Origin of the sequence: Methylomonas sp. LW13, from assembly GCF_016865255.1 — a bacterium.
In the GTDB taxonomy this organism is placed as follows: Bacteria; Pseudomonadota; Gammaproteobacteria; order Methylococcales; family Methylomonadaceae; genus Methylomonas.
This window is the reverse complement of record NZ_CP033381.1, coordinates 3,241,000-3,255,031: the sequence shown is the minus strand read 5'-3', so window position 1 is coordinate 3,255,031 and position 14,032 is coordinate 3,241,000. Positions and strand designations below refer to the sequence as shown.

Here is a 14,032-nt window from a genome sequence, read left to right as displayed (position 1 = left end):
AACAGCCGCGTATTATTACAGAAAATATTTTAAAATCCAGCGTTTTTTGCGGGTCCACTTTCATGCTGCAACCGAATGCAATCTGCTTTAATACCTAAGTGTTTGTTAGTGATTGCCAAATCGGCAAGGATGTTGGTGCAAATGTGTGTCGATTCCAGATGCGAGGTGGTGGCTATCGATTGCTTCGCCGATAGCGATACTCGGCAAATGGCAAAGCATACATATCAGGTGCCGTCATTGGCTTGGGATGATATTCAAGCTACTGTGGCTGTGGTTCGTGAGGTTCATGGCTTAAGCGAATTGGTATATGGCAGTGGTTTGGAAACTTACCCGGAAACCTTAATCTGTCTGGAAAAGGGTTGGCGGATTATCGGGAATTCGGCGGCTATTTTTCAACGGGTCCAAGATAAGCGTGATTTTTTTGCCCAACTCGATTACTTGTCAATTCTGCATCCGCCGGTGGTGTTTACAAAGCCTGAGTATGGTTTTGACTGGTTGTTAAAGGCTTGGCGTGGTGAGGGCGGCTTGGGGATTAGGCGCTGTCATAATGACGAGTTTGTTGACGGCTATTGGCAGCGTTATATCGAAGGCCGCTCGATGTCTGTGTTGTTTGCAGCGAGTCACGATGGGGTTGAGTTAATCGGTTTTAACGAGCAATGGACGATAAAATCGGAGGGCGGGCAATCGTTTCTGTTTGCGGGGATTGTAAGTCATGCCAAGGTTTCTAGGTCGATTCAGACTGAAATTGCCGACTGGTTGGATAAGCTTGTCAATGCCTATGAATTGCGCGGTTTAAACAGCATGGATTTTATGCTGTGTGACGGCAGATGTTACGTGTTGGAAATCAATGCGCGGATTTCCGCTAGTGCCCAGCTTTACGGTAAATCACTGCTCTTGAAACATCTACAGGCTTGTCAAAACAGCCGGGATAATCGTGTCGAATTATCGGCGGAGCCGAGAGCTTATCAGATTGTTTATGCGCAAAAAACAGTAATGATCCCCGAGCGGCTGATATGGCCGTCATGGACTGTGGATAGGCCGAATCCCGGCTCAATTGTTGCCACAGGCGAGCCGATATGCAGTATTATTGCCACCGGAAAAAATTCGGGGCAGGTGCTGGATAATCTGCATCGCCAACAACGCATCGTTGCAAATCTTTTGGAAACAGGTCTTTAAACATCATGCAATACCAGGCAAGCGTCAATAAATTTTCCCAGCCCTTGGTTCAACAACTGTTGGATAACGCGGATAAATTACGGTTGGGTATCGAAAAGCTGGAAAACGGCTGCACCATTATCGATGCGGGTATTAAGGTGCCGGGCGGTCTGGAAGCTGGCCGAATTATCACCGAAATCTGCATGGGCGGCTTGGGTACCGCGACGATCTCGCAAAGTCCATACACCAGCCATTGGCCGCTGACCATTAATGTACACGCCAGCAATCCGGTGCTGTCTTGCCTGGGTAGCCAATATGCAGGTTGGAGTTTGTCGCACGGCAAATATTATGCCCTAGGTTCCGGACCCGCGCGGGCACTGGCAACTAAGTTGAAAGACGGTGCAGTAGAGCCGGTGGAAGAGCTTTATAAAGAACTGGAATATCGTGATAGTGCCGAGCAAACCGCGCTGGTCATAGAAAACGACGCCTTGCCGCCAATCGAAATCGTCGAGAAAGTCGCGGCGGCTTGCGGCGTATCGCCGGCCAATTTGACTATCATCGTCACGCCAACCAGCAGTTTGGCCGGCGGTGTGCAAGTAGTCGGTCGGGTATTGGAAGTAGCAATGCATAAAGCACACGCTTTGCACTTTCCGCTGGAAAACATTGTCGATGGTTCCGGTAGCGCGCCGATTTGCCCGCCGCATCCGAATTTCGTCAAGGCGATGGGTAGAACCAACGACGCAATTTTGTTCGCAGGCCAAGTGCATTTGTTCGTCAAAGGCAGCGACGAAGCGGCGGAAAAATTGGCCAAGGAATTGCCAAGCTCAACGTCCAAAGATTACGGCAAACCATTTGCCGATATTTTCAAAGCCTACGAATACGACTTTTTCAAAGTCGATGCGATGTTGTTCAGCCCGGCCAGCGTGATTGTCACTGCCGTCGAATCCGGCAAAAGTTTCCGCGCTGGCAAACTGGATAATGCCTTACTCGATCTTTCGTTTGGGGCCTAACTCGCTCTAAGTCTCTTCGACAGCTAACGGGTTTTGCGTTGCAAAGCCTGTTAGCTTGTTTCGTCAACTTCATTCGTAACCCATCCATTGCGCCGAATTGCAATTATTACCGACGATCCCGGTTGGCATGGCAAGCAGCTGTGCTTGGCTTTTGCCGAACGTGGCTATGCTGCCGAATATGTCTCGCTGACAGCCTGCAAATTGCAGTTAACGGTCTCGGATTTGCCGATTGTTATTCCCGGTTTTGAGCAAGAATTACCGGCGGCGGTTTTCGTGCGCGGCGTGCCCGGCGGTTCGCTGGAAGAGGTGGTGTTTTATCTGGATGTTTTGCACGGCTTAAAAATACTGGGCATACCGGTTTATAACGATGCCGGCGCTATCGAGCGTAGCGTCGATAAAGGCATGACCAGTTTTTTGTTGCAACATGGCGGTTTGCCGACCGCAATGACTTGGGTATTGCGGGATCGCGATGCAGCATTGGCGATTGCCGAACAACAGTTGCGCGCCGGCTATTATCTAATCAGCAAGCCATTGTTCGGTTCGCAAGGCGAGGGCATTCGGCGTATCGAAAAATCTACCGATTTGCTCTGGCTAACCAGTAGTCACGGTATTTATTATTTGCAGCGCTTTGTCGAATGCGCCGGTGATGGCTATTCCGATGTGCGCGTGTTCGTGATCAACGGCAGGGCCGTGGCTGCGATGCGTCGGCGGGGAATCTCTTGGTTGAATAATGTGGCCAGAGGCGCGTCTTGTGAATGTATCGAACTGGAACCGGCTTTAGCAGAATTGGCGATTGCCGCCGTTGCGGCGTTAAGCATGGATTATGCCGGGGTGGATGTGATTCAGGATGCCGACGGTGGTTACCGGATTATCGAAGTGAACAGCGTGCCGGCCTGGAAAGGCTTGCAAAGTGTCTGCGATATCAACATTGCCGAGCGCCTGGTGGCGGATTTGCTTGATCGTTATTGCGTAGCGGAAAACTTATGTTGAGTAGGCAGCAGTTGATAGACGTTTATCTGCAATCTTGTGAAATTGAATTGCAAGCGTTCAAGCCCGGAAATGTCAGCGTCTATAGTGCCGCTGACGATATGACGGTTGAGGATTTTCGTGTCAGCGCTCGGGTTAGCAGCGAGCCGATTACCAATCCGCAATATAGTTTGGGTGAAAAGATTTATTACGCAGTCAAGGCAACCCGCGAGGCGGTGGCTTGCAATACCAATCTCGGTATTATTTTGCTTTGCGCGCCATTGTTGCAAGTGGTTGCCGGTTTAAAAAAGGGCGAAAACTTGCGGGATGGTTTACGGCTATTGCTGGAAAATACGACCCGTGAGGATGCAGATTGGGTTTTCAAAGCGGTCACCTTAGCTGCGCCGGCCGGTTTAGGTGAATCCGCGCAGCACGACGTCCAAAAACCGGCGGATGTGACGCTGACCGAGGCCATGGTTTTTGCTGCTGACAAGGACCGAATTGCATTGCAATACGCAACAATTTTTAAAGACGTTTTTGATTTCGGCGTTTTAAGATATAATCGTGCTTTCGTTTTGTCTGGCGATTGTGCTTGGGCGGCGTTAGCGGTTTTTACCGCAATGCTGGCTCAATATCCCGATAGTCATATTGAGCGGAAGTATGGAGAGCGGTATTCAGAGTGGATCAAGGCTGAGATGCATAAACTCGATAGAGCAATGCAAACAGCTTGTGAGCCTGAAGAGCTTTTGCCAGTTTTGTATGATCTGGACAAAGCTTTTAAGGCACAAAGGATCAATCCGGGTACAACAGCTGACATAACTGTAGCGACAGTACTGGTGGTGCTTCTGGAACAACTTATCGGTGAAGGAACCGGTGGGTTATAGAGGGAACTAAGCAGAAACTACAATCTTGAGACACGAAAGTGTCTATTTTTTTGGTTCAATCTTATCTTTAGGGGATAAATTTAAAATGGCAAAAATCAATAACTTGCGCGTTGGCGAATCTTTGGTTGGTGAAGGCAACGAAATTGCTCACATCGATTTGATCATCGGCCCACGCGGCTCAGCAGCTGAAACTGCTTTCGCAAATGCTTTGACAAACAACAAAGACGGTTTCTCTACTCTGTTGGCTGTTGTTGCTCCTAACCTGTTGGTTAAACCTGCAACCATCCTGTTCAACAAAGTAACCATCAAAGGTGCAAAACAAGCTGTTCAAATGTTTGGACCAGCTCAACGCGCTGTTGCTATGGCTGTTGCTGATTCCGTTGAAGACGGCACTATCCCTGCTGACGAAGCTGATGATTTGTTCATTTCTGTTGGTGTTTTCATCCACTGGTTGGCTGAAGACGATGCAAAAATCGAAGAATTCAACTACAAAGCCACCAAAGAAGCTATCGCTCGCGCGGTTGCCGGCACTCCAACTGCTAAAGAAGTTGTTGCTGCTAAATCTGGTGCAAAACACCCATTTGCTACTAACAACGTTTAAGTTTTTAGTTTCAAAGGCTGTCGAAGATACCCCGGCTTGCCGGGGTATTTTTTTGCCTAAAATTTTTCTAGCATAGCGGCGTCGATACTGCCGTTATGCAGGGCGCTAGCCAATAGCACAGCGGTAATGCCGATAGTTTTCAGGCGCATAAGATCTTTTACATTCCGAACGCCGCCAGCTGCAACAAAATGTTTATCGGGATGATCCTGGCAAAGCCGGCTGAGTTTTGCAAAATCCGGACCCTGATTGCTGCCGACCAAATCCAAGGTCATCACCACATTAGTTTCCGGCCACAGTTCGGGGCTATCCAGCCATCCCGGATGACCCAAAACCTGGTTATGTTTAAAATCCAACGATAGGATCAGATCGGTATTTTTTAACGATATGGGTAGTCGTTGCGACTCAGTACCGATGACCGGCTTACAATTACTTGCACGATTCGTCATGGTGAGTGCTTGATAGCTACTGCCCTTATCCAGCCAAAATTCCTTGTTTGGATATTGGCGAAACAAGTTGTCGATGGCCTCATCGTGGTTACCTTGGCCGCCGATTGCGTCTAAGTCTGCGATATAAAACTTTGGAAATGGATACAGCTTTAATAAACTCGTCACGACGTTGCTTATTTCGCTGCTCTCGCATATAGACGAGGTGTAATGTACGGGTTGATAACGGCTGCGGTCGCCGCCTGCGGCGTAGACCACCAGGCCGTCTTTCAAATCAATGACTGGAATAATCTGCATAAGCCAAGCGAGTTTTAGAATTGAGAGTTCTGGTATTTGAATTTATTACCGGCGGCGGTTTGGTCGGGCAGGCATTGCCTGCTTCGCTGGCGACGGAAGGCAGCTTGATGTTACAGGCTTTAATCGCCGAACTGAAGTGTCTGGACGATCTTCAGCTATGTGTGCCCTTGGATGAGCGCTGCGCCAGACCGGATATGCTGTTGCCAGGCGAAATTGTGACGGTAAGCGCCGCTTGCGACATCTTTGCACTGTTGCGGGATTTACTGACACAAGCTGATTTGTTTTGGCCCGTCGCACCGGAAAGTGACAGTATGTTGCACAGCTTGGCTGAGCTGGCTATTGCCGCGAATGTCGAAGTCTTATTATCCAGTCCGGCGGCCTTGAGCGTATGCGCCGATAAGTATGCGACTTATCAAGCGTTGAAAAAACGGATGATTCCGGCGGTGGCAACTCATCTCCTTAGCGAAACGGCGGAGGGTATCGGTTTAGCGGATAAGCTGGTCGTCAAGATTGCGGACGGCGTCGGGTGCCTTGATAGTTTGCAAATCGATGCCGAGCATTTGCCGGTCGCTATTGCCGAATTAACCGATCCGCACCGCTATGTGTTACAGCCTTATATTCACGGACAGGCTGCGAGTTTGTCTTGTTTGTTTAAGCATGGCCAAGCCTGGCTTATCTGCTATAACCACCAGCAAATTGCTTTGCAGCAAGGCCGATTTAGTTTGCAAGGCTGTTTAGTGAATTTACAAACCGATAAGCTGAGCTTTTATCGAAATTTGGTAAGCGAAATAGCCGATGCGCTGCCTGGCTTGTGGGGCTACGTAGGTATCGATGTTATCGAGAACGCCAAACTAGGTCCGCTGGTGTTGGAAATTAATCCGCGTCTGACCAGTTCTTACGTCGGCATCCGCCAAGCGACCGGGATCAACGTGGCCGAACAGGTTTTGCGCCTGCGCCATGCCGAACCGGTGTTACAGCCGTATAGAAATGAAACAGTTCAAATCCATATCAATTAAAAAGGCAAAATGAACAAACAGATTGCAGGTTGGGACATTGGGGGGGCGCACGTTAAGTTGGCGTTGCTGGATGAGTCCGGACATATCCAGGCCCTTGCTCAGCAGGCTTGTCCATTATGGAAGGGGATAGAGTATCTGCATGGCACTTTGGCCGATTTGGCCGGCCAATTCGATTTGCAAAATTGCCGGCATGCCGTGACGATGACCGGTGAACTGGTGGATTGCTTTACCAGTCGCGAGCAAGGTGTCAACGCCATCGTCCGGGCTGTTTGTGAACAATTCAACGCCGAGCAGGTATCGGTATTTGCCGGCCTACGCGGCTTTTTGTCGGCAGCACAAATTCACCCAGCGGATTGCATGGACATCGCTTCTGCTAACTGGTTGGCTAGCTTGCTATCGGTGGCAAAACGCCAGCCAAATGCCTTGTTTGTGGATATAGGCAGTACCACGACCGATATTTTGTTGGTCGAAAATCACCAGCTAAAGGTACAAGGCTTCACCGACTATCAGCGCTTGGTATCCGGCGAGTTGGTGTATACCGGTATTGTCCGCACGGCGGTGATGGCGATTGCCCAGGAAGCCGAATTCAACGGCCAATCAATGGGTTTGATGGCCGAGTATTTCGCGACAATGGCCGATGTGTATCGCTTGACTGGTGACTTGAATGAAGTCCATGATCAAACTGACACGGCGGACGGCGCGGAAAAATCAGTTTCGGCTAGCGCCCGCCGCTTATCGCGCCTGACCGGATACGAATACAGTGAGGGCGATTATGGACTCTGGTTAGCTTTTGCCCAGCAACTCAAAACCAAGCAAACACAGAAAATCAGCCAAGCTTGTCTCAGACAATTGCAAAGGGCGGCAACCCGCTCGGCGATTACATTAGTCGGTGCCGGTGTCGGTCGCTTCCTGGCGCGGGATATTGCTGCGGATCTGGACGTCGAGTATCTGGACTTTACCGATTTGCTACCATCAACCGCTAAAAGCAATGATATTGATGCTGGCGATTGTGCGCCGGCCGCCGCCGTCGCTTATCTTGCCGGCGGGTTTGGTTAAAGCCGGCGGCTGCGGTAAAATCGGTACATTCCAAATCATGTCCTTGCGGCACATTCCGGCCGCTTAACAGCACTCCTTAATGCCTTTAGCCAAACCCATCAAACAACCGCTGCCTTATTTTCAAGACAGTGCAGCATTATTTGCCCCGTTGGCGCAGCAACCTTGGGCGGTATTTCTGGATAGCGCCCAGCCGCATAGCCATCAGGATAGGTTCGATATTATCGCTTACGGCCCAGTTGTAACTCTGCAAACACGCGGCGATATGACGTTTATCGAACGTGATGGCGTGATTAGCGAAAGTACCGAGGATCCTTTTGAGTTGTTGAAACAACAGTTAGGTGCGTCCTTAGCTAGTGTTGACGGACTGCCGTTCAACGGCGGGGCAATCGGGTATTTTGCGTATGATTTGGCCAGGCGCATCGAGCGTTTACCGGCGATGGCCGACGATGCGGAAAATCTGCCTGAGATGGCGGTGGGCATTTACCGCTGGGCGGTGATTGTCGATCATCAGCATCGGCAAAGCTGGTTGGTCAGTGTGGATTTACCGGAAAGCGAGCAGCAAAGACTAATCGCGGAATTCAGTGCGATTTCTACACCGACGGAAACTACAGAATTTAAAGTGCTGCAAGCGCCGTGCGCCAATATGGACAAACAAGCTTACGCCGCGGCTTTTCAACGCATCAAACATTATTTGAAAGAGGGTGATTGCTATCAAATCAATTTGACCCAGCGCTTCGAAAGCCCTTGCCAAGGCCAGCCATGGCAAGCCTATCAGGTGTTGCGGCAGATCAACGCCGCGCCATTCAGCGCTTATCTGAATTTTCCAGATGTGCAGGTCTTAAGTTCGTCGCCGGAGCGGTTTTTAAAAGTCACCGACGGCGCCGTGGAAACCAAACCCATCAAAGGTACCCGACCGCGCCGGAATGATTGGGAAGCCGATCAGGCACAGATCGAAGACTTGGTTTCCAGCACCAAGGACCGGGCCGAGAATGTGATGATCGTCGATCTACTCCGCAATGATTTGGGCAAGAGTTGCAAAAAAGGTTCGGTGTGGGTGCCGAGCTTATTCTCTGTAGAAAGCTATACCACCGTACATCACTTAGTCAGTACCGTGACGGGGGGGCTAGCGGAAGGCCAGCATGCCATCGATTTATTGCGCAGTTGCTTTCCAGGCGGCTCGATTACCGGCGCGCCGAAAATCCGGGCGATGGAAATCATCGAGGAACTGGAACCGCATCGGCGTGGCATTTATTGCGGAGCGATAGGGTATATCGGTTTCGACGGCAATATGGACACCAATATCGCGATTCGTACGCTGGTACACAATCACGGCTCGATACGTTTTTGGGCGGGCGGCGGCATCGTCAATGACTCGGTGCTGGACGAGGAATATCAGGAATGTTTCGATAAGGCCGCCGCCTTATTGCAGTTACTCCAACAGTTTGGCGTATGACGTGCGTAATCAAGCTGGGCGGCAGCTTGCTGGAAACAGCCGCCTTGCCCGCTTGCCTGGCGGCAATCGCCAATCGCGCCGGCCCGATTGTTATTGTGCCCGGCGGCGGGCCGTTTGCCGAGCAAGTGCGCATCGCGCAAAGTCAGTGGGGTTTTGATGATGTTGCGGCGCACCGGATGGCAATTCTGGCGATGCAGCAAATGGCCTGGTTGATGAATAGCCTGATGCCCGAATTTGCTGTAATCGCTGACGCGGCAAGATTAGCTTGCGCAGAGCAAGCCAATTCTATAGTGATCTGGTCGCCGCAAGTTGAGCAATTGGATAACGCCAATATCGCCGCCAGTTGGGACGTTACTTCGGATAGTTTGGCGGCCTGGTTGGCTGGCGTTATAGAAGCTGATGAGCTAATTGTCGTGAAATCGGCGCCGATTCCTGAGCGCCTGAGTTTGCCAGACTTACAGCAGCAAGGCATCCTGGATGCCGCTTTTCAACATTTCACCGCCCAGGCTAGTTACAAAATTACCGTAATGAATAAAGACCGCTTCCTGTCCCACCATGATTAATTTTATTAAAGCCATACTGAACAAGCGTTTGCGCAAGGCTTATTATCAAAGCCGGGAATCCTTACTGGGCCATCAAAAACGTGACATTGTCGTTATGCACGTCGGGAAGGCTTGCGAGAGTTTAAAGGACAGCCGCGATCAGTTCGTTGATGCTCTGGATAAATTCAAAAGCATCGTCAACGTGAAGGATAGTTCACTGGAACAGCGCTATCAGCAACTCAAACGCCGCTATGACCTATGCAAGGGTAAGGCTGAGCAAGTCAGTCAAAGAATTCAGGCGGTGGAAGACATTAGCGAAGCCTTGTTCAACGAATGGGAAGCCGAGCTGGCCTTATACAGCAACCGGGCCTTGAAGGCGCGCAGCCAGCAACAACTTAAAAAATCCCGGCAGCAATATGCCCGTTTGTTAAAAGCCTTACAGAACGCAGAAACCCGGATGCATCCGGTGTTGGCGGCGTTTCAGGATCAGGTGCTGTTTTTAAAGCATAACTTGAATGCCCATGCTATCGCGGCATTGCGGCACGAGTTCATGGAAATTGGTGTGGATATTTCGCGGTTGATCGAGGTGATGGAAAAAACCATCAGCGAGGCCAGTCAGTTTGTCGCGGTTCTAGTGGAACAGAAACAACTGCCGGCCCCAGTGCGCAAGTAACTTACATGGCGTGCATTTTGTAATCGACTCTTGCCGGTGGGTTTTTGTCACGTTGGTCAGGGGTTTTCTTGCGGTTTTGGTCGATACGTTCTTGTGAGTATTGGGAAATCATTTGGTCCCAGTTGTCGTATTTCTCATAGTCTTTGCTGCCGGCCGCTTTGCGTTTGGCAAACAGTTCTTTACCGGCTTCTACCAATTGTTCCGGTGTCTTGCCATCGATAGCGTCCAAAAACTCCTTGTTATTGCGGATTTCATCGCGTAAGGTCCAGAAAGACACTTCAAACTCAATGCGTTGGTCCAGCGGCAATTTTTCCTTGATTTGACTGATTGATCGATTGACCGTTTTTAAACTGCTGCCGTTGATTTGGTTGCTTTTATTGCAACCGGCTAAAAATGCGCAGATTAAAAAAACCAAAACAGTAGACGCTTTTTTCATGATGTAGCCCCCCAGTGGCTAAATAAACAAACCCGAATTTTGTATTTATAATGGTTGCAACGCGGGTTACCAAACAAACCAAATTACTCGGTAATTAAAAACACAAGCTTACCACATGCTGGAATTTATCCAACTTCTCAAACAGCGTTACCAAACTGTGCTACAGCAGCTGGATAAAAAAAATCCCCAGTACCTGGATTATCAGCAGCGTATAGAACAATTGTTACACGGCGAAGCCTTTATTCGCAAAGGCGAGCTGCTCGACAACAATCCCGGTTTTCCGCTGCAAATCGCCGTCATCGGGCCAACGCAGGCCGGTAAAAGTTCCGTCGTTAATCTGCTGTTAGATGCCAACGCCGCCGGTGTGAGTCCGCTGGCCGGTTACACGGTACAGGCCCAAGGCTTTTGCCACGGCCTGACGCCCGACGACTGCGATGGCATGCAACATTATTTCGGCCGCTTTCAACGTTTGGAGCAAACAGAGCTGCGGCCGGGAAGATACGATTGCTATTCCTTGAGTCCAAGCCCCGGCGCCTCGGCCTTGTTACCGGCTTGCGTCTGCTGGGATACGCCTGATTTCGATTCGATAGACGCCGCCGACTATCGGGAAGGCGTGATCCGCACGATTGCCTTGGCCGATATCGTGGTTCTGGTGGTGAGTAAAGAAAAATACGCCGATCAATCGGTGTGGGAAATGATGAAAGCCATCGAGGTTTTCCAGCAGCCAACCCTGATTTGCGTCAATAAACTCAATGAGGGCAGCGAGCAGGTGATTTTGGATTCGTTGCGGCAAAAGTGGCTGCAGACCCGTCACGATCCTTTACCTACTCTGGTGCCCTTGTTATTCCAAAAAGCCCCAGCGGTGCCGAACTGGCCGCAATCGGCCTCGCATGCCTTTAACGAACTGGCGAAAAAAGTCACCCGTCACAAACATGTTGCTCGCCAGCAGCAATTAATCAGCCGCTATTGGCTGGACTGGCTAGAACCGGTGTTTGCCGAACACCATGCCCAGCATCATTGGCAAACCCTGGTCGATCAAGCGTTGGCGCAAGCGGTTAAGGAGTACCAGCGCGATTATCTCAACCATCCGCATCATTACGAAACCTTCCAAAACGCTTTATTAAATTTGCTCACCTTGCTGGAAATCCCCGGCATCGCCAAAGCGCTAGGCAAGACCCGGCGGGCCATGACCTGGCCGTTTCGTAAATTATTCGCGTGGGGCGGCGGCACGCCTATCAATCCCAATCAGGAACTCGGGGTGTTGAATCAGTTAGGCGAACATCTCTTGATCCAGATCGCCGACCGCTTGCTGGAAAAGACCGAAACCGAGCCGGCCGATAGTCGCTGGTGGAAAGAAACCGCGATGGCGCTGAGACAAAAACGCGGCGATTTATTACAGATTTACAGACAAGCAGTGATGGACTATCACAGCGATTTTCAACAAGATGTGGAAGCCTCGGCGCAACGTTTATACGTAAAGCTGCAAGAACAGCCGATGATTTTGAACAGCCTGCGCGCCACCCGGGTTACCACCGATGCCGGCGCCTTATTGCTGGCTATTCAGGCCGGTGGCATCGGCGTCCACGATTTGGTGCTCACGCCCTTGATGCTGACCATGACTTCCTTGTTGGCGGAAAGCGCCATCGGTAGTTATATGCATAAGGTCGAAGCCGAATTAAAGCAGCATCAGCTCAATACCGTGAAGACGGCATTGTTTGAGACCTGCCTGAAACAGCGGCTGTATTTGTTGCCGCAAGGCGTGCTGTCGCCCACCCGTTTTAATATCTCCGAACAACAATGCCACGCCGCGGAGCAGGCGCTGAAAGAGAAGAAACATGGCTTACGATTACTCTGAATTGCTGACCCAAGCCCAGCAATGGGCCGCAGCCGCGCAAGCCGAAGGCCGATTGAGCGCGGAGCGGGCGCAATTATTGACCACTATAGACGCACGCAGTACGGAAAGCCTATTTGCCGCGAGTCAATCCGATCCGGATTGCAGACCTTTGATTGTTGCCTTTATGGGCGGCACCGGCGTCGGTAAAAGCAGTTTGTTGAATCGTCTGGCGGGGCAAGCCATTGCCCGGGCCGGCATCGAGCGGCCCACCTCGCGGGAGGTGACCTTGTATCACCATCAAAGCCTGGCGATTAATAAATTGCCGGTCGGCCTGCCCTTGGACAGCATCAAGATCAGCCAGCACAACGATGCGGCAAACAGCCATATCGTCTGGATTGATATGCCGGATTTCGACAGCGTTGAACTCGGCAACAAACGTTTGGTACTGGAATGGCTGCCGCATATCGACGCTTTACTCTATGTAGTCAGCCCCGAGCGCTACCGCGATAACAAAGCCTGGCAACTGCTGCTGGCGGAAGGTGCGAAACACGCCTGGCTGTTTGTGATGAATCAGTGGGATCGTGGCCAGCCGGTGCAATACGACGATTTTAAACAGCAGCTGGGTAAGGCCGGTTTTACCGATCCCTTAATCTTTCGCACCAGTTGCAGCGAACCGGACGGCGACGAGTTCGCCGCATTGCTGGAGCAGTTGCGGCAACTCTCTGGACAGCATAGCGTCGCCCAATTGGAGCAGCGCGGCGAACAATTACGCCGCCAGCACCTAAAGCAGACCTTGCAACAACTGGCCGAGGATTTTTCCGCGGAAAACTACGCGCAATTACAGCAGAACTTTGATGCACTATGGCAGCATACCGAAGCCAGCTTGCAACAAGGTCTGGCCTGGCCGATCAAACAACTCGCGCAATTCTGGGCGGAGAACCTGGGCCAAGCAGCAGACATCAAATTGTGGGACGACTGGGCGCAGAATCGCCTGAACGATTTGCTGGACGAATTGGTGTTGCAAGCCGCGCAAGCCAATATTCCCAGTAAACCTTTAAAAAATGCTCTGCAAGGCATCCGCGACAATACCGAGAAAAACCTCACCGCTCAAACTGAACTGGCTGGCCGACAGGCTTTATTGCAGCCCGGCAACGGCGCTCAGCGTTTTATGCTGAGATTCACCGCGATCTGCGAAACGGTCTTGCCTCTGGCGGCGATGGGCGCAGTGGGCTATCAAGTATTCTCCGGCTACTACCACAGTGCCGCCGACGCCAATGCCACTGCTTATTTGGGTACTGACTTTGCGGTGCATAGCGTGTTGCTGATTGGGCTAAGTTGGCTTATTCCGTTTTTCCTGCACAAAAAAATCCAGCCGTCTTTGCAGAAAGCGGCTTTGAAAGGCTTACAGAAAGGTTTACAGCAAGCTTTGGCGGAAGTGAGGGCGGAGATCAAGCAGGCGATGTTGGGCGAACAACAACGGCATGAAGTGCTGGGGCAGCAACTTGCAGGGTTGATCGAGCGTTGCGGTGCCGGGCCAACGATGGCTCTGGAAAATGGAAGCCTCCTGGGACGGGTATTGTTGCTTAAGTGAGATTCTTCAGTTTGAGGTTTTGCAGGCTAAGATTAACGTGCATTCAAGTGCCCCAAGCTTGGATAAATTTTAAGT

General features: G+C 50.9%; 14 protein-coding genes. 12 read left to right on the top strand and 2 right to left on the bottom strand.

All coding sequences use genetic code 11. From position 1 onward, the window contains the following. Nucleotides 1-75 precede the first annotated feature (75 nt). From JL719_RS14715 to fae, 5 genes are all read left to right on the top strand, one after another. Complete coding sequence (locus tag JL719_RS14715; RefSeq protein ID WP_084153376.1) at nucleotides 76-1,176, top strand: ATP-grasp domain-containing protein; 1,101 nt, start codon at nucleotides 76-78, stop codon at nucleotides 1,174-1,176. A 5-nt stretch (nucleotides 1,177-1,181) separates the two neighbouring features. After that, the gene (gene mch / locus JL719_RS14710) at nucleotides 1,182-2,165 is read left to right on the top strand and encodes a methenyltetrahydromethanopterin cyclohydrolase (RefSeq protein WP_033158129.1); all 984 of its coding nucleotides are present in this window, start codon (nucleotides 1,182-1,184) and stop codon (nucleotides 2,163-2,165) included. An 87-nt stretch (nucleotides 2,166-2,252) separates the two neighbouring features. After that, on the top strand, nucleotides 2,253-3,155 hold the full coding sequence (locus JL719_RS14705) for an ATP-grasp domain-containing protein (protein ID WP_033158128.1): 903 nt from the start codon (nucleotides 2,253-2,255) through the stop codon (nucleotides 3,153-3,155). After that, nucleotides 3,149-4,015 (top strand): triphosphoribosyl-dephospho-CoA synthase, encoded by an 867-nt coding sequence (locus JL719_RS14700; protein ID WP_033158127.1) that lies wholly within the window; start codon nucleotides 3,149-3,151, stop codon nucleotides 4,013-4,015. Before JL719_RS14705 ends, JL719_RS14700 begins: the two co-directional genes overlap by 7 nt. A gap of 85 nt (nucleotides 4,016-4,100) precedes the next feature. After that, complete coding sequence (fae, locus tag JL719_RS14695; protein ID WP_033158126.1) at nucleotides 4,101-4,616, top strand: formaldehyde-activating enzyme; 516 nt, start codon at nucleotides 4,101-4,103, stop codon at nucleotides 4,614-4,616. A 56-nt stretch (nucleotides 4,617-4,672) separates the two neighbouring features. Here fae and JL719_RS14690 read toward each other — a convergent pair whose 3' ends face one another. Continuing rightward, entirely contained in the window at nucleotides 4,673-5,356 is a 684-nt protein-coding gene (locus tag JL719_RS14690; protein WP_033158125.1) for a HisA/HisF-related TIM barrel protein, read from the bottom strand. A 20-nt stretch (nucleotides 5,357-5,376) separates the two neighbouring features. Between JL719_RS14690 and JL719_RS14685 the strand changes: the two genes are divergently transcribed. The 5 genes from JL719_RS14685 (at nucleotide 5,377) to JL719_RS14665 (ending at nucleotide 10,096) form a co-directional block, all read left to right on the top strand. After that, nucleotides 5,377-6,372, top strand: a complete 996-nt coding sequence (locus JL719_RS14685; protein WP_033158124.1) for an ATP-grasp domain-containing protein — start codon at nucleotides 5,377-5,379, stop codon at nucleotides 6,370-6,372. 9 nt (nucleotides 6,373-6,381) lie between these two features. Beyond that, entirely contained in the window at nucleotides 6,382-7,428 is a 1,047-nt protein-coding gene (locus JL719_RS14680; RefSeq protein WP_033158123.1) for a hydantoinase/oxoprolinase family protein, read from the top strand. 79 nt (nucleotides 7,429-7,507) lie between these two features. Then, a complete protein-coding gene (gene pabB / locus JL719_RS14675) occupies nucleotides 7,508-8,881 on the top strand; it encodes an aminodeoxychorismate synthase component I (RefSeq protein WP_033158122.1) in 1,374 nt (457 codons plus the stop codon). Continuing rightward, the gene (locus JL719_RS14670; protein ID WP_033158121.1) at nucleotides 8,878-9,444 is read left to right on the top strand and encodes an amino acid kinase family protein; all 567 of its coding nucleotides are present in this window, start codon (nucleotides 8,878-8,880) and stop codon (nucleotides 9,442-9,444) included. The genes pabB and JL719_RS14670 overlap by 4 nt, the downstream gene beginning before the upstream one ends. Next, nucleotides 9,437-10,096, top strand: a complete 660-nt coding sequence (locus tag JL719_RS14665; RefSeq protein ID WP_033158120.1) for a DUF2959 domain-containing protein — start codon at nucleotides 9,437-9,439, stop codon at nucleotides 10,094-10,096. Before JL719_RS14670 ends, JL719_RS14665 begins: the two co-directional genes overlap by 8 nt. A 1-nt stretch (nucleotide 10,097) precedes the next feature. Here JL719_RS14665 and JL719_RS14660 read toward each other — a convergent pair whose 3' ends face one another. Further along, the gene (locus JL719_RS14660) at nucleotides 10,098-10,532 is read right to left on the bottom strand and encodes a DUF6694 family lipoprotein (RefSeq protein ID WP_033158119.1); all 435 of its coding nucleotides are present in this window, start codon (nucleotides 10,530-10,532) and stop codon (nucleotides 10,098-10,100) included. Nucleotides 10,533-10,647: 115 nt separating this feature from the next. On the opposite strand from JL719_RS14660, the gene JL719_RS14655 reads away from it, so the two are divergent. Continuing rightward, on the top strand, nucleotides 10,648-12,387 hold the full coding sequence (locus JL719_RS14655; RefSeq protein ID WP_033158118.1) for a GTPase: 1,740 nt from the start codon (nucleotides 10,648-10,650) through the stop codon (nucleotides 12,385-12,387). After that, nucleotides 12,368-13,957: a GTPase gene (locus tag JL719_RS14650; RefSeq protein ID WP_033158117.1), complete on the top strand. Its 1,590-nt coding sequence runs from the start codon at nucleotides 12,368-12,370 to the stop codon at nucleotides 13,955-13,957. Before JL719_RS14655 ends, JL719_RS14650 begins: the two co-directional genes overlap by 20 nt. The last annotated feature ends 75 nt before the right edge of the window (nucleotides 13,958-14,032 follow it).

Coding starts and splice junctions, on each gene's coding strand:
- JL719_RS14715 (WP_084153376.1), top strand. CDS start 76: ATGCAATCTGCTTTAATACCTAAGTGTTTGTTAGTGATTGCCAAATCG.
- mch (WP_033158129.1), top strand. CDS start 1,182: ATGCAATACCAGGCAAGCGTCAATAAATTTTCCCAGCCCTTGGTTCAA.
- JL719_RS14700 (WP_033158127.1), top strand. CDS start 3,149: ATGTTGAGTAGGCAGCAGTTGATAGACGTTTATCTGCAATCTTGTGAA.
- fae (WP_033158126.1), top strand. CDS start 4,101: ATGGCAAAAATCAATAACTTGCGCGTTGGCGAATCTTTGGTTGGTGAA.
- JL719_RS14690 (WP_033158125.1), bottom strand. CDS start 5,356: ATGCAGATTATTCCAGTCATTGATTTGAAAGACGGCCTGGTGGTCTAC.
- JL719_RS14680 (WP_033158123.1), top strand. CDS start 6,382: ATGAACAAACAGATTGCAGGTTGGGACATTGGGGGGGCGCACGTTAAG.
- pabB (WP_033158122.1), top strand. CDS start 7,508: ATGCCTTTAGCCAAACCCATCAAACAACCGCTGCCTTATTTTCAAGAC.
- JL719_RS14670 (WP_033158121.1), top strand. CDS start 8,878: ATGACGTGCGTAATCAAGCTGGGCGGCAGCTTGCTGGAAACAGCCGCC.
- JL719_RS14665 (WP_033158120.1), top strand. CDS start 9,437: ATGATTAATTTTATTAAAGCCATACTGAACAAGCGTTTGCGCAAGGCT.
- JL719_RS14660 (WP_033158119.1), bottom strand. CDS start 10,532: ATGAAAAAAGCGTCTACTGTTTTGGTTTTTTTAATCTGCGCATTTTTA.
- JL719_RS14655 (WP_033158118.1), top strand. CDS start 10,648: ATGCTGGAATTTATCCAACTTCTCAAACAGCGTTACCAAACTGTGCTA.
- JL719_RS14650 (WP_033158117.1), top strand. CDS start 12,368: ATGGCTTACGATTACTCTGAATTGCTGACCCAAGCCCAGCAATGGGCC.